Annotated in this window: 15 protein-coding genes and 1 pseudogene; 11 read left to right on the top strand and 5 right to left on the bottom strand. The window is 73.9% G+C overall.

Going from position 1 to position 18,368, the window contains the following annotated elements; translation table 11 throughout:
* Nucleotides 1-3: 3 nt before the first annotated feature.
* Nucleotides 4-1,164 carry an MFS transporter gene (locus DT057_RS15520; protein WP_128563008.1) on the bottom strand — a complete coding sequence of 387 codons (1,161 nt, stop codon included), beginning with the start codon at nucleotides 1,162-1,164 and terminating at the stop codon, nucleotides 4-6.
* Nucleotides 1,161-2,372 carry an MFS transporter gene (locus tag DT057_RS15515; RefSeq protein ID WP_203236290.1) on the bottom strand — a complete coding sequence of 404 codons (1,212 nt, stop codon included), beginning with the start codon at nucleotides 2,370-2,372 and terminating at the stop codon, nucleotides 1,161-1,163. Before DT057_RS15515 ends, DT057_RS15520 begins: the two co-directional genes overlap by 4 nt.
* Nucleotides 2,373-2,667: 295 nt before the next feature.
* Here DT057_RS15515 and DT057_RS15510 point away from each other — a divergent pair, with 295 nt between their 5' ends.
* Nucleotides 2,668-3,585, top strand: a complete 918-nt coding sequence (locus DT057_RS15510) for a DMT family transporter (RefSeq protein WP_128563007.1) — start codon at nucleotides 2,668-2,670, stop codon at nucleotides 3,583-3,585.
* Nucleotides 3,586-3,812: 227 nt separating this feature from the next.
* On the opposite strand, the pseudogene DT057_RS36820 reads toward DT057_RS15510, so the two are convergent.
* The 3 genes and pseudogenes from DT057_RS36820 to DT057_RS15495 form a co-directional block, all read right to left on the bottom strand.
* Nucleotides 3,813-4,748: pseudogene (locus tag DT057_RS36820) on the bottom strand (glycosyltransferase family 87 protein); the annotation flags it as partial.
* A gap of 37 nt (nucleotides 4,749-4,785) precedes the next feature.
* On the bottom strand, nucleotides 4,786-5,469 hold the full coding sequence (locus DT057_RS15500; RefSeq protein WP_238314151.1) for a class I SAM-dependent methyltransferase: 684 nt from the start codon (nucleotides 5,467-5,469) through the stop codon (nucleotides 4,786-4,788).
* Nucleotides 5,466-6,467, bottom strand: coding sequence for a glycosyltransferase family 2 protein (locus tag DT057_RS15495; protein ID WP_128563005.1), 1,002 nt, complete (start codon nucleotides 6,465-6,467; stop codon nucleotides 5,466-5,468). Before DT057_RS15495 ends, DT057_RS15500 begins: the two co-directional genes overlap by 4 nt.
* Before the next feature lie 322 nt (nucleotides 6,468-6,789).
* Between DT057_RS15495 and DT057_RS15490 the strand changes: the two genes are divergently transcribed.
* From DT057_RS15490 to DT057_RS15445, 10 genes are all read left to right on the top strand, one after another.
* A complete protein-coding gene (locus DT057_RS15490) occupies nucleotides 6,790-7,584 on the top strand; it encodes an enoyl-CoA hydratase-related protein (RefSeq protein WP_128563004.1) in 795 nt (264 codons plus the stop codon).
* A 137-nt stretch (nucleotides 7,585-7,721) separates the two neighbouring features.
* Nucleotides 7,722-8,498 carry an SDR family oxidoreductase gene (locus DT057_RS15485; protein WP_128563003.1) on the top strand — a complete coding sequence of 259 codons (777 nt, stop codon included), beginning with the start codon at nucleotides 7,722-7,724 and terminating at the stop codon, nucleotides 8,496-8,498.
* A gap of 241 nt (nucleotides 8,499-8,739) precedes the next feature.
* On the top strand, nucleotides 8,740-9,804 hold the full coding sequence (locus DT057_RS15480) for a LysR family transcriptional regulator (protein ID WP_128563002.1): 1,065 nt from the start codon (nucleotides 8,740-8,742) through the stop codon (nucleotides 9,802-9,804).
* Nucleotides 9,767-11,167: a 3-isopropylmalate dehydratase large subunit gene (leuC, locus tag DT057_RS15475; RefSeq protein ID WP_128563001.1), complete on the top strand. Its 1,401-nt coding sequence runs from the start codon at nucleotides 9,767-9,769 to the stop codon at nucleotides 11,165-11,167. The genes DT057_RS15480 and leuC overlap by 38 nt, the downstream gene beginning before the upstream one ends.
* Nucleotides 11,164-11,796 carry a 3-isopropylmalate dehydratase small subunit gene (leuD, locus tag DT057_RS15470; protein ID WP_128563000.1) on the top strand — a complete coding sequence of 211 codons (633 nt, stop codon included), beginning with the start codon at nucleotides 11,164-11,166 and terminating at the stop codon, nucleotides 11,794-11,796. The genes leuC and leuD overlap by 4 nt, the downstream gene beginning before the upstream one ends.
* Entirely contained in the window at nucleotides 11,793-12,911 is a 1,119-nt protein-coding gene (gene leuB, locus DT057_RS15465; protein WP_128562999.1) for a 3-isopropylmalate dehydrogenase, read from the top strand. Before leuD ends, leuB begins: the two co-directional genes overlap by 4 nt.
* 43 nt (nucleotides 12,912-12,954) lie before the next feature.
* On the top strand, nucleotides 12,955-14,001 hold the full coding sequence (locus tag DT057_RS15460) for an ABC transporter substrate-binding protein (protein WP_128562998.1): 1,047 nt from the start codon (nucleotides 12,955-12,957) through the stop codon (nucleotides 13,999-14,001).
* Nucleotides 14,001-14,831, top strand: coding sequence for an ABC transporter ATP-binding protein (locus DT057_RS15455; RefSeq protein WP_128562997.1), 831 nt, complete (start codon nucleotides 14,001-14,003; stop codon nucleotides 14,829-14,831). The genes DT057_RS15460 and DT057_RS15455 overlap by 1 nt, the downstream gene beginning before the upstream one ends.
* A complete protein-coding gene (locus DT057_RS15450; RefSeq protein WP_128562996.1) occupies nucleotides 14,828-15,694 on the top strand; it encodes an ABC transporter permease in 867 nt (288 codons plus the stop codon). Before DT057_RS15455 ends, DT057_RS15450 begins: the two co-directional genes overlap by 4 nt.
* A gap of 125 nt (nucleotides 15,695-15,819) precedes the next feature.
* Nucleotides 15,820-18,294: a sensor domain-containing protein gene (locus tag DT057_RS15445; RefSeq protein ID WP_128562995.1), complete on the top strand. Its 2,475-nt coding sequence runs from the start codon at nucleotides 15,820-15,822 to the stop codon at nucleotides 18,292-18,294.
* Nucleotides 18,295-18,368: the final 74 nt, after the last annotated feature.

The raw sequence follows: 18,368 nt of genomic DNA, 5'->3' as shown, positions 1-18,368 counted from the left end.
GCCTCAGCCGATCCGGCCCGCCCGGACCACGGCGAGCGCGGCGGCGAGCAGGCCGGCGGTCGCCCAGTGCAGGCCGGTCGCGGGCGTGCCGGCCCCGATCAGCAGGCCGCCGAGGCCCGCGCCCAGGGCGGATCCGAGGTAGATCGTGGCGTTGTTGAGGGCGATCACCACGGGACCGTCGTTCGGCGCGATGGCGAGGAGCCGGCTCTGCTGGGGCGCGAACGTCGCCCAGCCGCAGAAGGACCAGACGAGCAGCGCCGCTCCCGCGCCGACGGGATGCGTGCCCGTGACGCCGAGCAGGAGCTGGTTCGCGACCCCGACGCAGAGGCACGCGAGGATGGGCCCGGTCGCGCCGAAGCGGTCGGCGAGGCGCCCCCCGAGCTGGCTGCCGACGAGCCCGCCGAGGCCGTAGACCAGGAACAGCCCGGCCACGACCCCCGGCGCGTAGCGGCCGGCGAGCGCCGCGCCCAGGTAGGTGTAGCTCGTGAAGTTGCCCGTGCACCAGATCAGGCTCGGCAGCAGGGCGAGCAGCACGCGCGGGCGCGCGAGCGGGGCGAAGCGCGACGCCAGCCCGGCCGGCCGCGTGTCCGGCGCGGCCCGGGGCGGCCGCGCGGCCAGAACGCCGGCCGCCAGGGCCGAGAGCACGACCACCATCCAGAACGTCGCGTGCCAGTTCAGGGCGTGGCCGATCAGGGCCCCGAGGGGCACGCCCAGCACCGTGGAGGCCGTGAGACCGAGGGCGACCGCCGCGAGGGCCGCGCCCCTGCGCTCCGGCCGGGCGAGCGAGGCGGCGAGGGCGTAGGCGGTGGGCGTGTAGAGCGCGGCCGCGACCCCGGCGAGCACGCGCGCCGCGATCAGGAATCCGTAGCTCGGCGCGAGGGCGCAGAGCGCGTTGGCGAGCACGAACAGGCCGAGCGCGCCGAGGACGACGCGCTCGCGCGCCAGCCGGGCCGTCAGCGCGGCGAGGAAGGGCGCCCCGAGCGCGTAGGTCAGGGCGTAGGCCGAGACGACCTGGCCCGCCACGTCGAGGCCGACCCCGAGATCGTCGGCGAGGGCCGGAAGGATCCCCGACACCACGAAGGCGTCGGTGCCGATCGCGAAGGTGCCGAGCGCCAGCAGCCACACGCGCGGGTCGAAGCCCCGGCCCCCGCCCCGTGCGCTCACGCGGCGGTCCCGGCGCGGCGCCGGGCTGTCAGCAGGGCGAGCGCCGCCAGGGTCGCGACCGCCCCGACGAGGAAGGCCGACGCGAACCCGAAGCGCCCGGCGACGAGCCCGACCGCGGGGCCCGTCAGCCCCATGGCGACGTCGAAGAACGCGATGAAGCCGCCGACGGCGCGGCCCCGCAGCTCCGGCGGCACGCGGCGCGTCGCCTCGACGCCCATGGCGGGAAAGACCAGGGAGAAGCCGAGGCCGGTGACCGTCGCCCCGGCCGCCGCGAGGCCGGGGCCGGGCGCGAGCCAGAGCAGGAGCTGGCCGAGGACCTCGACGCCCAGGGAGGCGGCCGCGATCCTGGCGCCGCCGAGGCGGTCGGGCAGGTGCGAGCCGAGCAGCCGGACCAGGATGTAGCCCGCGCCGAAGCCCGCCAGCCCCAGCCCGGCGCCGCTCCAGCCGTGGTCGGCGTAGTCCAGGACCAGGAAGGCCGCCATGGCGGCGAACGGCACCGTCGCCAGCGCGAGGACCAGGCCCGGCCGCCAGATCAGCCCGAGCACGCGCCCCACCCCGACGCGCTCGCCGCCGCCGGAGGCCGGCACCCCGGGCAGCGCGAGGGCGACCGCGACCGCCAGGAGCGGCGCGCCGGCCGCCAGGGCGGCGACGCCGGCAAAGCCCGCCGCGGCGTGCACGGCGAGGCCGAGCGGCGCACCGAGGCCGATGGCCGCGTACATGGCGATCCCCTGCCAGGACATGACCTTGCCGGTGCGGGACGCGTCGAGGCGGGCGATGCCCCAGCTCATGGTGCCGGTGAGGAACAGGCTCTCGCCCAGCCCGAGGATGAGGCGGCCGAGGATCAGGAGGCCGAGCCGCCCGCCGGGGGCGAGCGGCGCCCAGGCCGAGGCGAGGTAGAGCAGGCCCGAGAGCGCCGCGAGCGGCAGCCCGAGCAGGACGGCGCGGCGCGGCCCGCTGGCGTCGCTGATCGTGCCGGCGCGATGCCGGGTCAGGACGGCCGCCAGGGATTGCAGGCCGATGCTCCAGCCGACGACGGCGCCGCCGAAGCCGAGCTCGTCGTGGACGTAGAGGGCGAGGGCCGGGAGGGGCGCCCCCACGGCGAGGAAGCCCAGGAAGACGATCAGGACGAGCGGGGCGAGGCCCGCCGCGGCGCCGAGCGGGGGCGGCGCGGCGGCGCCGGTGCGGTGGGCGAGGTCACTCATGGGCATGCGCCTCTCGGGCCGGTCCCCGCACGTTCAGGCGGGAATCGGGGATCCGCGCCTGGGCGTGCGGGTATCGATCCCCGCCGAAGGCCAGCGGACCGGACGTGGGCGCGTTGCGTGACGTTAACGCTTACGGTGACGCGGCGGGCCGCCGTCACGATCCCCGTCCATAGGGCCGCGCGCGGGCGCGGGTCAAGCGGGGGCCGCCCCGCTCGCGCCGCCCCGGCCGGACCGCCGGGCGCTTTCCCCCGCCCGCCGCCCTCCCTAGGATGGCGCCACGACGGGGCGGCCGGGTGAGACGATGGACGAGCGCAACGGCGCCGGGGCGGGGCGGATGGCGGCCTTCGCCCTGATGGCGCTGATCTGGGGGCTGACCTGGCTGCCCATGAAGCTCGCCTCCGAGGTGGTGCCGCCGATCTTCCTGGCCGCAACGCGCTTCGCGCTCGCCGGGCTCTGCTACGCCGCGCTCGTCCGGGCCCGGGGGGTGCCGCTCGGGCTGGAGCAGCCGGGGCGGGTCGTCGCGGCCTCGCTCCTCATCAGCACGGGCTGCTACGGCCTCGTGTTCTGGGGCGTCGCGCGCTCGCCCACCGGCCTGTCGGCGATCGTCAACCTGGCGCTCCTGCCGATCTTCGTGATCCTCGTCGGCGCGCTCTACGGGCAGGAGCAGATCACGGCGCGCCGCCTCGGGGCGATCGGCCTCGGCATCGCGGGCCTCGTCCTGCTCTTCTCCGGGCGCGTGGGCACGGCCCAGGACGGGGCGCTGCTCGGCCTGGGTGCGGTCGCGGCGGGCACGCTCAGCTACGCCTGGGGGGCGGTGGTCAGCCGGCCCCTGATGCGCACGATGCACCCCCTCGCCCTGGCCTTCTGGGAGACGAGCCTCGGGGCGCTCGGCCTCGTGCCGGTGTCGCTCCTCGTCGAGGGCTACGACCCCGCGCGCTTCGCCGCCCTCGCCGACGGCCGCGCGCTCCTGGGGCTCGGCGTCCTCGTGCTCGGCGGCTCGCTCTGCGCCTTCTCGATCTACCTCTGGCTGGTGCGCGACTGGGGCGCCTTCCGGGCCGGCCTCTACGCCTTCGTGAGCCCGATCGTGGCGGTCGGCGTCGGCGTCGCCGTCGCGCACGAGGCCTTCGGCTGGCCGGAGGCGCTGGGCATGGGCGTGATGCTCGCCGCCACCGCGCTCGCGCTCACCGAGGGCGGCCGCCTCCCCGGGGACGCGGCCTGAGGAGTCCCGTACGCGGCCTCCCGCACCAGCACCGCGAACTGCGCGATCAGGATCAGCGAGGCTCCGCCGAACCCGTACATCTGCATCGGCATGATCAGGATCGGCAGGAGCCACGCGCCGGCGGCGACCGGGGCCGGAAGCCTCGCGGTGTCGAGGGTGAACATCCGCCACACCAGCACGGCGGTGAGCGCCGTGAGGTCGTAGTTGAAGGCGTAGGGCGTCAGCAGCGGGGCGGCCGCCGCCAGCACGCCGGCGCGCAGCCGCGGATCGGGCGTGCGCCGCACGGCCCAGACCGCCAGGGCGAGGACCGGGAGCGACACGGCGGCCTGCAGGGCCCAGGCCGTCGCCATGGGGAGGTCGAGGATGCGCGCGCCGGCGAAGACCGACGCCATCATGCAGGGGTAGAAGCCGGAGAACCGCTCCAGCAGCGAGTACTGGTAGGCGCTCGTCTCCACGAGGTAGTGGCGCCACGGCTCGGTCCCGAGCACGCCGACCGAGGCGGCCACGAGCACGCCGGTCGTGAGGGCCGCGCTCGCGATCGTGCGCCAGGCGCCGAGCGCCAGGAGCGCGAAGGGCAGCACCAGCCCGAGATGCGGCTTGCAGGTGAGAAGGCCGAACAGGATGCCCGCGAGCACCGGACGGCGATCGAGGACGAGCAGGCCGCCGAGGAACAGGGACGCGGTCAGGAACCCGTTCTGGCCGCCCACCGCGTTGATGAGGCAGGCGGGCGCCACCGCCAGCATGAGGAGGGCGCGCGTCCGGCGCCCCGGCGGGACCTGGCTCAGGGTCACGCCCGCGAAGACGCCGAACAGCCCCGCGGTCCAGAGCGCCAGGGCCACGAAGTAGGGCGCCTGCGACAGCGGCCAGAGCAGCAGGAGCGTGAACGGCGGGTAGCCCCAGTTGTGGAACGGCAGCGGGGCCCCGAACTCGGTGCCGATCGCGGCGTGGTAGGCGCCGAGGTCGAACAGAGTCGCGGCCCGGCCCGAGAAGGCGAGGCGCGGGCCGACCCAGTTGTTGATGAAGTCGCGCCCGATCTGGTGACCGGTGACGTCGAGCCCGCCCCCCGCCGGCCAGTAGTACGTCGCGACGACCGGCAGGGCGCAGGCGAGCCCCAGGGCCGCGAGCGCCAGGCCCAGGATCGTCGGCAGGCGGCGGTCGGCCATGAGACCGGGCATCGCGATCCTCCGGTCCCGCACGGGATCAGTCGGTGTCGATGAAGAGGAAGAGGTTCGAGCTCGCCGGGCCGAGGGAGAGGCCGGTATGCCCGATCCGCGCGCGCCGTCCCGGCGGGACGAGGGCCGAGAGCCGCGCCCGGGTCATCAGGATCAGCTCGCGCTCGTCGCTCCAGGCCGACTTGCCCAGGCGGCGGCAGGCCCAGCGGAAGGAGGCGTCGCCGTAGTGGAGGAGCGGGATCGCCGTGTGGTGCTCGACGGGGAAGTAGCGGTTGGGCACCGTCAGGAACACGACCCGGGCCACCCGCAGCATCTCGCGCACCATCAGGCGCTGGTTGTCCGCGCTGCCGACATGCTCCAGGACGGCGTTCGAGGTCGCGACGTCGAAGCGGCCCGCCGGGAAGGGCAGCCGGCAATCGGCCGCGACCTGGCGGTAGGCCACCTCCGGGTAGGCCGCCCGGAAGGCCTCGCCCGCGCCGAGGCCCGCCGCGGTGATCCGGCCGGGATGGGGGTAGCGACGCTCCAGGACGTTGGCGGCGTCGTTCACCACGTCCGACACGCCGATGTCGAGGATCTCGGCCCCGGGCCCCGGCCGGCACAGGCGCAGGAAATCCGCGTAGATCCGGTCCCGGGCCGCGGCCGCGAGGCGCTCGCCGAGCGACCGGGGCGGGGCGGCCTCGTAGTACTTGGCATCGACCAGGGCGGCGGTCACGGCGACGGCGCCCCGGTGCCGCCCGGCGCCGGCAGGGCGAGGTAGCGCATCCGCTTGAACTCCCGCTGGCTCGTGCCGATGGCGTCGACGATGACGCCGCAGGTCAGGCTCATGAAGGCGAGCTGCATCAGGGCCGCCGCCAGGATCGCGCTCGGCAGGCGCGGCACGAGGCCGGTCTCCAGGTAGGTCGTGGCGACTGGCAGCCCGAGCGCGAGGCCCGCCAGCGCGAAGAGGGCCGCCAGCGCACTGAAGAACTGCAGCGGCCGCACCGCCTTGTACATGAACGCGATCTTGCACAGGACGCGGGCCCCGTCGCGCCAGGTGCTGAGCTTGCTCGACGAGCCGTCGGGCCGCGGGCCGTAGGGGAGCGCGATCTCGATCGCGGCGAGGCGCAGGTCGAGGGCGTGGACCGACAGCTCGGTCTCGATCTCGAAGCCGGACGAGGTGGCGGGGAACGACTTGGCGAAGCGGTGCGAGACGACCCGGTAGCCCGACAGGATGTCGGTGAAGCCGGGCCCGAACAGCGCGTTCACCAGCCGGTTGAACAGCCAGTTGCCGAACCGGTGGCCGCGCGCGAACGCGCCCTCGGCGCCGTCGCGGATGCCCACGACCATGTCCACCTGCTCGACCACCAGCGCATCGATGAGGCGGCCGGCCGCGCCGGCATCGTAGGTGAGGTCGCCGTCCGCGAGCACGTAGAGGTCCGCCTCGATGTCCGCGAGCATGCGGCGCACCACGTTGCCCTTGCCGGGACGGCGCTCCCGGCGGACGATCGCCCCCGCGGCGGCCGCGACCTCCGCGGTCCGGTCGGTCGAGTTGTTGTCGTAGACGTAGATCGCGGCCCCGGGCAGGACGCGGCGGAACTCCGCCACCACCGCCCCGATCGTCGTCTCCTCGTTGAGGCAGGGCAGCAGGACCGCGATCGAGCGGTTGCGGACGAGCGTGGCCTGCGGCAGCAGGGTTTGCAGTTCGTGCCGGATCTGAGCCGCTGGATGCATGAGCGTTCCCGACGTGCCCGCACGCGATTCCGTTGCCGGCCGTCCCTGGTCACGATAGGATCGACTTCATTAACAAGTTGTTGGCTCTCAGAGCCTTGCCCGGCGCCGGGCCCGTCCGGTCCGGGGCCCGGGGGCGAGGCGCGCCACTCCCGGCATCGGGCCCCGTGCTCCCGGCACGGGGGCCGCGCCCGGTCCGGTTGAGACCGGTCGCGGCCCCCCGTCGTCGCGACGAACCGGTCTCCACGTCGTCGAGAGATTGCTCTAAGGGGAGTTCCCCCGGCGTCTGCGGGGCGAGACCCGTCGGGTGACCGCGAGGTATGCCATGATCACCGAGTCCGTCACCCTGCTGGTCGCGCGGCCTGATCCGGACGTGCTCCTGGTGACGCTGAACCGTCCCGAAGCCGCGAACGCCCTCGACACGCAGATGGGCCACGACCTCGTCGCGCTCTTCGAGGCCGTGGCGCTCGATCCGGCCGCCGCGCGGGCGATCGTGCTGACCGGCGCGGGCGAGAAGGCGTTCTGCGCGGGCGGGGACCTCAAGGAGCGCCGCGGCATGACCGACGACGCCTGGACGAGCCAGCACCTCGTCTTCGAGCGCATGGTTCGCGCCCTCATGGGCTGCCCGGTCCCGGTGATCGCGGCCGTGAACGGGGCCGCCTACGGCGGCGGCTGCGAGATCGCGGCCGCGTGCGACTTCGTCTACGCCGCCGAGCACGCCCGCTTCGCGCTGACCGAGGTCACCCTGGGGATCATGCCCGGGGCCGGCGGCACCCAGAACCTGCCCCGCGCCATGGGCGAGCGCCGCGCCAAGGAGCTGATCCTGACCGGGCGCCCGTTCACGGCCGCGCAGGCCGAGGCGTGGGGCCTCGCCAACCGGGTGCTGCCCGCGGCCGAACTCGTCGCGGAGGCCGTTGCGACGGCCTCCGCCATCGCCCGCAACGCCCCGGTCGCCGTGCGCCAGGCCAAGCAGGCCGTGCATCGCGGGCTCCAGATGTCCCTCGGGGACGGGCTCGCCTTCGAGATCGAGGCCTACAACCGCATGGTCCCGACGCAGGACCGGCGCGAGGGCGTCCTCGCCTTCAACGAGAAGCGCCGCCCGAACTTCCAGGGCCGCTAGAACGAGCGGCCGCGACCCCCTCCCCCGCGCCGGCCCGGGTCTCCCCGACCGGCCCGCAGGGAGGGGCCGGGGCCGCGCGGGGGCTTTTGGGACGGCGGGAGCCGGAACCGGCCGATCGGGGCAGAGGGAGGCGCGTCATGGAACTCGGCTTGAAGGACAAGGTCGTGGTCGTCACGGGCGGATCGAGGGGCATCGGCCTCGCCTGCGCCCGGGCGTTCCGCGATGAGGGAGCCCGCGTCGCCATCATCTCGCGCTCGCAGGCCACCCTCGAGCGGGCCTGCGGCGAGCTCGGCACCGTCCTCGGCCACGCGGCCGACCTCGTCGATCCGGAGCAGGCGCTCGCGGCGTTGGACGCGGTCGAGGCGGCGCTCGGGCCGGTCGACGTCCTCGTCAACAGCGCCGGCGCGGCGCGGCGCACGCCGCCCGACGCGCTCACCCCCGGCCACTGGCGCGCCGCGCTGGATGCGAAGTTCTTCAGCTACGTGAACATCATGGATCCCGCCGTCAAGCGCATGGCGCAGAGGGGCTCGGGCGTCGTCGTCAACGTCATCGGGAACGGCGGCAAGGTCGCCTCGGCCACGCATCTCGCGGGCGGCGCCGCCAACGCCGCGCTCATGCTGGCGACCGCCGGGCTGGCGCACGCCTACGCGGGCCGGGGCGTGCGCGTCCTCGGCGTGAACCCGGGGCTCACCCGCACCGACCGCGTCGCCGAGGGCCTCCAGGCCGAGGCGGCCGCGAAGGGCATCGCCCTGGACGAGGCGCACAGGCTGGCGGTCGAGCGGATCCCCCTCGGCCGCATGGCCGATCCCGAGGAGATCGCCGCCGCCATCGTGTTCCTGGCCTCCGCCAAGGCGAGCTACCTGACCGGCGTGACGATCACGATGGACGGGGCACAGGTGCCGACCGTGATCTAGGGCGGCGCCCGGCCGCGTCGCACGCGGGGAGCCGGTCCCGGCCTTCGTTCTGAGGCGCGCCCCCGCGCCGGACCGGTGCCCGGCGGGGAGCGCTCTGCGTCCTCGGTGTGACGCGCTCCGCGGCCCGGGCCCGCGGGCACGCCTTGTGCCGGGTCGCTCCCGCGCTACCATCCGGGCACCGGACCGGGAGCCGCGCCGCGCGCGAGGCGGCCCCCAAGAGCTTCGGGCGGGGGGATCCAAGGTGCACCGGTACGATCTCCTCACCCTCGAGCTGTTCATCGCCGTCGTCGAGGAGCAGAGCATCGCGGCCGCCGGCGAGCGGGCGCACATCGCCGCCTCGGCGATCTCCCGCCGCATCTCGGAGCTCGAGGCCATGCTCGGCACCGAGCTGTTCATCCGCCACTCCAAGGGCATCGAGCTCACGGAGGCCGGGACGGTCCTGCTGCATCACGCGCGCACGATCCGCGGCAGCGTGTCGTTGATGGAGGCGGAGCTGCGGGATTTCGCCAGCGGCCTGCGCGGGCTGATCCGGGTGGCGGCCAACAAGTCCGCCATCATGGAATCGCTGCCGATGGAGCTCGCCGGCTTCCTCGCCCTGCACCCGCTGATCCGGATCGACCTCGAGGAGGGCATCAGCCCGAGCATCGTGCAGCTCGTCGCCAGCAACGGCGCCGATATCGGCATCTTCGGCGGCAACGTCCCGGCGCCCGGCCTCCACATCGTGCCCTACCGCCAGGACGAGCTGATCGCGGTGCTGCCCCTCGGGCATCCCCTGGCCGACCGGTCCTCGATCGCCTTCGCCGACCTCCTGGCGCACGACTTCGTCTGCCTGGAGACGGGCAGCTCGATCGAGACGCTGTGCCGGCGCGCCGCCAGCGACCTCGGCGGCGAGGTGCGGATCCGCGTGCGCGTGGGCAGCTTCGAGGGTCAGCTCCGCTTCATCGAGAGCGGCCTCGGCATCGGGATCGTGCCCCGCCAGGTCTTCGACGGCCAGCTGCGGCGGGTGAACCTGGTGGCGCTCGCGCTGGAGGATCCCTGGCGGATCCGGCCGCTCAACATCGTGGTGCGCGACACCGCGACCCTCTCGCTGCCGGCGCGCCGGCTGGTCGGCTACCTGGAGCGGCCATCGCCAAACGAGACGGCGTCATGCCCAACCGGCGCTTCGCCCCGCGGCGCGCCGTCCCTAGTCTCGGTGCCGACGCCCGCTCCCCCTAAGGGAGGCAGGCGCATCGAACGCGGCGCAGGCCGCGCGGCAGGGAGGAACCGGGATGGCAGCCAGAACGCTGTTCGCGAAGATATGGGATGACCATGTCGTCAGCGACCTCGGCGACGGCGCGGTGCTGCTGCACGTGGACCGGCATCTCCTGCACGACCTCGGCGGCTCGCGCGGCCTCCTCGACCTGAAGCAGCGCGGGCTGGCGGTCCAGAGCCCCGAGCTGACCTTCGCCACGCCCGACCACGCGATCTCGAGCGCCGCGGGCCGGGCCGGCACCACCGAGACCGGCTGGAGCCTGCTCGACGCCCTGCGGGCCGAGACGCGCGAGGCGGGGATCCGCCTCTTCGACGTCGGGCAGCGCGGGCAGGGCATCGTGCACGTGATCGGGCCCGAGCTCGGGCTGAGCCTGCCCGGCACCCTGATCGTGTGCGGCGACAGCCACACCTGCACGCATGGCGGCGTCGGCGCCCTCGCGTTCGGCATCGGCTCGTCCGAACTGTCGCACGTGCTGGCGACCCAGACGCTCGTCCAGCGCCGCCCGAAGACCATGCGGGTCCGCTTCGAGGGCGCGCTGCGGCCCGGCGTCCTCCCGAAGGACCTGATCCTGCACCTGATCGGCGTGATCGGCGCGGCGGGCGGGACGGGCTACGCGGTGGAGTACGCCGGATCGGCCATCGCGGCGATGCCGGTGGAAGGGCGCCTGACGATCTGCAATCTGTCGATCGAGCTCGGCGCCAAGATGGGCTTCGTGGCGCCCGACGAGACCACCTACGCCTACCTGCAGGGCCGGCCCTACGCGCCGAAGGGGGAGGCGTGGGAGCACGCGCTCGCCGCCTGGCGCACCCTGCCGGGCGACCCGGACGCGGCGTTCGACCGGGAGGTCGCCATCGACGTCGCGGGCGTGGCGCCGCAGGTCACCTGGGGCACGAGCCCGGAGCACGTCGTCGCGGTCGACGGCACCATCCCGGACCCCACCGCGGAGGCCGACCCGGTGCGGCGCCGCGCCATGGAGGCGGCGCTGGCCTACATGGGGCTGGAGCCGGGCGGACCGATCGCCGGCACCAAGGTCGACTGGGTCTTCATCGGCTCGTGCACGAACGGCAGGCTGTCGGACCTGCGGGAGGCGGCGAGCGTCGCCCGGGGCAACCGGGTGGCGGACGGGGTGCGCGCCTGGGTGGTGCCGGGCTCCGAGATCGTGAAGCGCGACGCGGAGGCGGAGGGCCTCGACCGCGTCTTCACGCAGGCCGGCTTCGAGTGGCGCGAGCCCGGCTGCTCCATGTGCCTGGCCGCCAACGGCGAGGTGGTGCCGCCCGGGCAGCGCTCCGTCTCGACGAGCAACCGCAACTTCGTGGGCCGCCAGGGCCCCCGCGCCCGGACCCACCTGGCCAGCCCGGCGGTCGCCGCCGCGGCCGCCCTCGCGGGCGCCATCACGGACGTGCGGAGACCGGCATGAGGCGCTTCACCCGGCTCGAGGCGGTCGCCGCCCCCATCCTGCTCGAGAACATCGACACGGACGTGATCATCCGGATCGAGCGGCTCGTCGGCAACGGCATCCGCGGAACCCTCGCCCCCTGGTGCTTCGGCGCGCTCCGCTACCTGCCCGACGGGTCAGAGGATCCCGGCTTCGTCCTGAACCGGCCGCCCTACCGCGAGGCCGGGATCATCATCGCGGGCCGCAACTTCGGATGCGGCTCCTCCCGGGAGGGGGCCGTGTGGTCGCTCCAGGAGCGCGGCGTCACCTGCGTGATCGCGCCGAGCTTCGGGGACATCTTCTTCAACAACTGCTTCCAGAACGGCATCCTGCCGGTCGTGCTGGACGAGGCGGTCGTGAGCGGCCTCGCCCGCGAGGTCGAGGAGAGCCAGGGCGCGGGCCGGGTCACGGTCGACCTCGAGCACTGCGTCGTCGTCTCGCCCGCCGGGCGGCGCCACCCGTTCCAGGTCGAGGCGCGGCGGCGCGAGGCGCTGCTGCAGGGGCTGGACGAGATCGGCGCCACCCGCAGGCAGGCGGCCGCGATCGAGGGCTTCCAGGCCCGGGACAGGCAGCGGCGCCCCTGGGTGTACGTCACGGGAGATCCGGCATGAGCGGGACCAACATGATGCGCGTCGCCGTGATCGGCGGCGAGGGCATCGGGCCGGAGGTGACCGGGCAGGCGAGACGCGTCCTGTCCTGGTTCACCGAACGCCGCAGGCTGCCGGTCACGCTCGAGGACGCGGAGTTCGGGCTCGAGGCCTACCGCCGCACCGGGAAGGTGATCCCGCCGGAAACCCGGGCGGCGATCGACGGGGCGGACGCCATCCTGTTCGGCGCGACCGGGGGCCCGGAGACCGCCGAGGTCCCGGCCGAGGCGCGCCGGGAGGGCAGCCTGCTCAAGCTGCGCCGCTCCCTCGACCTCTACGCCAACCTGCGCCCCATCATCACGGACCCGGCGCTCTACGAGGCCGCGCCCCTGAAGGAGCGCGTGCTGCGGGGCGTCGACTTCATCATCGTGCGCGAGTTGTCGAGCGGCATCTACTTCGGCGAGCCGCGCGGCATCGAGACCGGGCCGGACGGCAGCCGCCGCGGCTTCAACACCAACAGCTACACCGCCGAGGAGGTCCGGCGCGTGGCCCGCTTCGCCTTCGGGCTGGCCCGGAGCCGGCGCGGCCGGCTCTGCTCCGTCGACAAGGCCAACGTGATGGAAGCGAGCGTGCTCTGGCGGGAGGAGGTCGTCGCCCTGCACGCGAGCGAGTTCCCGGACGTCGCGCTGTCGCACCTCTACGTGGACAACGCCGCGATGCAGATCGTGCGCGACCCCGCGCAGTTCGACGTGATGGTGACGGACAACATCTTCGGCGACATCCTGTCGGACTGCGCCGCCATGGCGGCGGGCTCCCTCGGCATGCTGCCCTCCGCCTCCCTCGGCCCGGCCGACACGCGCGGGCGCCGGCAGGCCCTGTACGAGCCGGTCCACGGCAGCGCCCCGGACATCGCCGGCAAGGGCATCGCCAACCCGCTGGGCTCCATCCTGAGCGTCGCCATGATGCTGCGGCTGACCCTGGGCCAGCCCGACGACGCGGCCCTCCTGGAGCGCGCCGTGGCCGACGCCCTCGCGAGAGGAGCCCGCACCGCCGACATCGCCGAGCCCGGGCAGGCCGCCCTCTCCACCGCCGCCATGGGCGACGCCGTGCTGGCCTCGCTCGAGCGCCTCGCCGCCTGACGAGACCGACAACCCCGGACACAAGCACGAGGGAGCGCCCGCCATGACGTCCATCCTGACACGGCGCGCCGTCGTGACGGCGCTGGGGGCCGGCGCCGCCCTGGCCTCGTCGCGCGGGGCCCGCGCGGCCGCGTCCGCCAAGGGCATCTATCCCGTGGCGACCTGCAGCTACATGGTGGTGTTCGCCGCGCAGGGCCTCGGCTACTTCAAGGACGAGGGGCTCGACAGCCGCCTCGTCCAGGGCGGCAGCGGCGTGAAGACGCGCGAGATCATCGCCTCGGGCCAGGGCGACTTCGCCCTCGCCGACTTCGTGCACCCGATGCTGCTCACCAACAAGGGCCGGCCCTGCAAGGCGCTGACGGCGGTGGACCGCATCGCCGCCGGGTTGCAGTTCATGATCCGGGCCGACCTCTACGCGCAGGGCCTCACCGACCTCGCGAAGTTCGTCGCCTGGAAGCGCCCGGACGGCCGCAAGCCGCTGATCGGCGTCTCCTCGATCGGCGGCACGACCCACGTCTGGGCGACCTACTTCATGGAGCAGCTCGGCTACGACGGCGCCGTGACCTGGCTCGGCGTCGGCAACGTCGACACCATGCTCGGCTCGCTCAAGACCCGGCAGGTGGACATCCTCATCAACACCTACTCGCTCGTGGGCGAGGTCGAGAGCCAGGGCTACGGCAAGCTGCTGTACGACGGCTCCGACCCGCGCAACTGGGACCAGGTGATCGGCGGCACCGTGCCGGTGACGGTGAACTACTGCCTGCAATCGCGCATCGACCGCGACCCGGCGATGGTCCAGGCCTGGACCAACGCCGTCCTGCGCGCCGCCCAGTGGGTGGACAGGCACGCTCCCGAGGAGATCTACGGCGCCATCGAGCCCTTCGTCGGCAGCACCTCGCGGGAGTCGAACCTGATCGAGATCCGGGCCACCAAGGCGGTCGGCAACCCGGCCGGCACGATCGACCAGGCGGCCTTCGACCGCGGCGCGAAGGTCTGGTTCCGCGAGATGACCGGCGTGCAGAAGCTGCAGCTGAGCGAGGTCTACGCGGCGAGCTTCGCCCAGAAGGCCGCCGCGAAGTACCCGGCCTGATGCTCGCCATCGCCGATCCCGTGCCCTCGCAGGACGCGGCGCTGCGCACCCGGGTGGACGTGCGCGCGCTGGGCAAGTCCTTCGCCCTCCACGGCCGCCGCATCGACGCGGTCGAGGACGTGTCGTTCACCGTGCGCCAGGGCGAGTTCGTGTCCCTGCTCGGGCCCTCGGGCTCCGGCAAGAGCACCGTGCTGAACATGATCGCGACCCTGCTCGCGCCGACGAGCGGCACGATCCTGATCGACGGCCAGCCCGTGGTGGCGGGCCGCACCGTGCCGCAGGTCGGCTACGTCTACCAGAAGGACACGCTGTTCCCCTGGCGCACGGTCGCCGACAATATCGGGTACGGCCTGGAACTCGCCGGGCTCGACGCGGCGCAGAGGCGGGAGCGGGTCGCCCGCGCGGTCGCGCGCGTCGGCCTGGGCGGGTTCGAGGCGGCCTACCCCGCCTCCCTCTCGGGCGGCATGCGCCAGCGCGCCTCGCTGATGCGCACGCTCGTCAAGGAGCCGGAGATCCTGCTGATGGACGAGCCGTTCGGGGCGCTCGACACCCACACCAAGCTCGACATGCACGACGTGCTGCTCCGCATCTGGGAGCGGGAGAAGCAGACGGTGCTGTTCGTCACCCACGATCTCGGCGAGGCGCTGACGCTGTCGGATCGCATCATCCTGTTCTCCGCCCGGCCGGGCCGGATCAAGGACAGCTTCGCGGTGCCGTTCCCCCGCCCGCGGGACGGCGTCGCCATGCGGGAGACGCCGGAATACGCGGCTCTGTTCTCGCGCATCTGGCATTCCCTGGGCGAGGAGTTCAAGAAGGCACGCGGCCTATGACACGGCGCCTGTCCAACCTGTGCTGGCAGATCGGGATCGTGCTGGTCGGGCTCGCCCTCTGGCAATGGGCCTGGAGCCTCAAGCCGCTGGCGCCGTGGGCGGTGCCCGACATCTTCGACCCCTACTTCGTGTCCCGTCCCTCGGAGATCTGGCGGCAGTTCCTGCGCCTGAGCTGCCTGCACCCCAGGCCCGGCGAGTGGGCCATGCCCGGCACCACCGCCTTCGCGGCCTGCACCACGCGCTACGAGAACAACCTCTGGTTTGCCACCTACGTGACGCTGCGCAACACCCTGTTCGGCTTCCTGACCGGGGTCAGCAGCGGCGTGGTCCTGGGCCTCGTGCTCGGCCGCTCGCCCCGGGCGGCCGAGATCGCCGCGCCGTTCGTCACGGCGGTGAACTCGATCCCGCGCATCGCGCTCGCGCCGATCATCATCCTGGCCTTCGGGATCGGCGACGCCTCGAAGATCGCGACGTCGTGGATCGTCGTGGTGTTCCTGGTGTTCTTCAACACCTTCGAGGGCGCGCGCTCGGTCGACCCCGACTACGTCAACGCGTCCCGGCTGCTGGGCGCCTCGGAGTGGCAGATCACCCGCACGGTGATCATCCCCTCCACCATGGCGTGGGTGTTCGCCTCGCTGACTCCGGCGGTGTCCTTCGCGCTCATCGGCGTGATCGTCGGGGAGTTCATCGGCGCGGAGTTCGGGATCGGGCGGCTGATCATCGAGTCCGAGGCCCGCGGCGAGGCGGCCGGGATGATGGTCGCGGTCTTCGTGCTGATGACCGTCGGCATCGTGCTGTCGGCCGGGATCCAGCGCATGCAGGCCTACCTCCTGCGCTGGCAGCCGCGGCATCAGGCGACGTGAGGGGGCCGGCCGCCCCGGCGCGAGGGCGCCGGCCGCGGGCAGAATTGCGGCGGATCCCAGCGGGACGGCTAACAAAATCTCAGTGAATCAATGGGATCGTCCCGGGGCTCAACGAAGGCCGGTTCATGCTCCTGGACGACCTCGCTGCGATCTCGGCCGATTGGTGTTGGCAGACGGACGCGGACCTGCGCCTGACGTTTCTCCGGGGCCGCCACGAGGAGCTCACGGGCCGGCCCGCCGCCGAGGCGATCGGCCGCCCCTGGCCCGGCCTCGACGGCGGTCGAGGCGAGGCCGTCGGGCCGGCGCTGCTCGCGCGGCGGCAGGCGTTCCGCGACGTCGTGGCGGGCCACCGCCACCCGGACGGCCGGATCCGCTGGTTCCGGTTCGGCGGGGCGCCGCTCCTGGCCCCGGACGGGTCGTTCCAGGGGTTCCGCGGGACCTGCGCCGAGATCACCGCCGCGCACGAGGCCGAGCGGGCGCGCGCCGCGCGGGCGCGGCGCGTCGAGGCCGACCTCGCCCGGCAGAGCCAGCGCTTCGAGGCGGTGCTCGCCCACATGGCGCACGGGCTGAACGTGCTCGACGCGGACCTGCGGGTCACGGCCTTCAACCAGCGCTTCGTCGACCTCTACGGGCTCGGGCCCGACATCGTGCGGGTGGGGACCGCCGCCGAGACCCTGGTCCGGGCGAGCGCGGCGCGGGGCCACCTCTCCGGCATGACGGCGGACGAGGCCTGGGCGGCCGCGGCCGGGCACCTCGCGCGCCGCGTCGTCACCCGGATCGAGCGGAAGCTCGCCGACGGCCGCTCGGTGGCGCTGACCCTGACGCCGACGCCGGACGGCGGCTTCATCGTGATCCACGAGGACGCGACGGACCGCAAGCGCACGGATGCCCGGCTCGCGGAGCAGAACCGCCGGCTCGACACCGCCCTGTCCCACATGTCCCACGGCCTCGTCCTGTTCGATACCGACCACAGGGTCACGGTGCTCAACCAGCAGTTCCTGGACCTCTACAACCTGTCGGCGGGGGTGGTGCGCCCGGGCATCACGGCCGAGCAGCTGATCCGCGAGCGCGCCGCCGTCGGCAACTTCCCGGGCATGGACCCCGACGAGGCCTGGGCGCAGGTCTCGAAGCGCCTTGCCAGCCGCACCGTCTACCGGCTGGACCAGCCGCTCGTCGACGGCCGCACGATCGCGGTCACGTACGCGCCGACGCCGGACGGCGGCTTCGTGACGGTGCACGAGGACGTGACCGCCTACAAGCGCGCCGAGGCCCAGATCGTCCACATGGCGAGCCACGACGCGCTGACGGGCCTGCCCAACCGGACCATGCTCCACGAGAGCCTGAACGAGACGCTCGCGCGGCCCGCCGGCACGACGGCCGTGCTCTGCCTCGACCTCGACCGCTTCAAGACCATCAACGATACGCTCGGGCACGCGGTCGGCGACGCGCTGCTGCGCCAGGTGACCGCACGGCTCAACGGCCAGATCCGCGGCGGCCCGGGCTCCGACGGGGCGCTCCTGGCGCGCCTGGGCGGCGACGAGTTCGCCCTCGTCCTGCCGCGGACCTGCCGCCGGGATGCGGACGACCTCGCCAGGCGCCTGATCGCCGCCATCGGGCGCGGCTACGACATCGACGGGAAGCACATCAACGTCGGGCTGAGCATCGGCGTCGCGCTCGCGCCGACGGACGGGCGCACGCCCGAGGACGTGCTGCGCGCCGCCGACATGGCGCTCTACCGCGCCAAGGGCGAGGGACGGGGCGTCCACCGCTTCTTCGAGGCCTGGATGGCCACGGCCGTCCAGGCGCGGCGGACGGTCGAGCTCGACCTCCGGGCGGCCCTGGCGGAGCCGCAATTCGAGCTGCACTTCCAGCCGTTCCTGGCGCTCGGCAACAACCGCATCTCGGGCTTCGAGGCGCTCGTGCGCTGGCGCCACCCGACCCGGGGCCTCGTGGCGCCCTCCGAGTTCATCCCGGTCGCCGAGGAGACGGCGATGATCGTCACCCTCGGCGAATGGGTGCTCCGGGAGGCCTGCCGCGAGGCGGCGCGGTGGCCGGACCACATCGGCATCTCGGTCAATCTCTCGCCGGTGCAGTTCCGGAGCGCCGCGCTCGCCCTCACGGTCGTCGCGGCGCTCGGCGAGGCGGGCCTCGACCCGCGCCGCCTCGAGCTCGAGATCACCGAGGGCGTGCTGTTGCAGGACAGCGAGGCCACCCTGGCGATCCTGCACCAGCTGAAGCGGCTCGGGGTCCGGATCGCGATGGACGATTTCGGCACCGGCTACTCGTCGCTCGGCTACCTGCGGGCCTTCCCGTTCGACAAGATCAAGATCGACCGCTCGTTCATCGCGGACCTCGCGGTCCGGCCCGACGCCGTCGCCATCGTGCGGGCGATCACGAGCCTCGGCGCGAGCCTCGGCATGACCACCACGGCGGAAGGGGTCGAGACCCCCGAGCAGCTCGCGCAGCTGCGCCACGCCGGCTGCACCGAGGTGCAGGGCTACCTGATCAGCCGGCCGCGCCCGGCCGCCGAGCTCCTGCCGCTGCTCTCGGGCGCCGAGGTGCCGCTCGCGGCCCTCGGGGCCGGGCGGCGCAGGTCCTGACGGGCGTCCGGGTCGACGTCGGCGACGCGCCGCGCCCGGCGCCTCGCACCGACCGGTCCGAGGAGCGCCGCGGG

Origin of the sequence: Methylobacterium crusticola, from assembly GCF_003574465.1 — a bacterium.
Taxonomy (GTDB): Bacteria; Pseudomonadota; Alphaproteobacteria; order Rhizobiales; family Beijerinckiaceae; genus Methylobacterium; species Methylobacterium crusticola.
This window is presented reverse-complemented; position numbering and strand designations above follow the sequence as displayed.

Bases quoted from the DNA above. Each gene is read 5' to 3' on its own strand.
- DT057_RS15515 (WP_203236290.1), bottom strand. From the start codon at position 2,372: ATGCCCATGAGTGACCTCGCCCACCGCACCGGCGCCGCCGCGCCGCCC.
- DT057_RS15510 (WP_128563007.1), top strand. From the start codon at position 2,668: ATGGACGAGCGCAACGGCGCCGGGGCGGGGCGGATGGCGGCCTTCGCC.
- DT057_RS15495 (WP_128563005.1), bottom strand. From the start codon at position 6,467: ATGCATCCAGCGGCTCAGATCCGGCACGAACTGCAAACCCTGCTGCCG.
- DT057_RS15490 (WP_128563004.1), top strand. From the start codon at position 6,790: ATGATCACCGAGTCCGTCACCCTGCTGGTCGCGCGGCCTGATCCGGAC.
- DT057_RS15485 (WP_128563003.1), top strand. From the start codon at position 7,722: ATGGAACTCGGCTTGAAGGACAAGGTCGTGGTCGTCACGGGCGGATCG.
- leuC (WP_128563001.1), top strand. From the start codon at position 9,767: ATGGCAGCCAGAACGCTGTTCGCGAAGATATGGGATGACCATGTCGTC.
- leuD (WP_128563000.1), top strand. From the start codon at position 11,164: ATGAGGCGCTTCACCCGGCTCGAGGCGGTCGCCGCCCCCATCCTGCTC.
- leuB (WP_128562999.1), top strand. From the start codon at position 11,793: ATGAGCGGGACCAACATGATGCGCGTCGCCGTGATCGGCGGCGAGGGC.
- DT057_RS15460 (WP_128562998.1), top strand. From the start codon at position 12,955: ATGACGTCCATCCTGACACGGCGCGCCGTCGTGACGGCGCTGGGGGCC.
- DT057_RS15455 (WP_128562997.1), top strand. From the start codon at position 14,001: ATGCTCGCCATCGCCGATCCCGTGCCCTCGCAGGACGCGGCGCTGCGC.
- DT057_RS15450 (WP_128562996.1), top strand. From the start codon at position 14,828: ATGACACGGCGCCTGTCCAACCTGTGCTGGCAGATCGGGATCGTGCTG.
- DT057_RS15445 (WP_128562995.1), top strand. From the start codon at position 15,820: ATGCTCCTGGACGACCTCGCTGCGATCTCGGCCGATTGGTGTTGGCAG.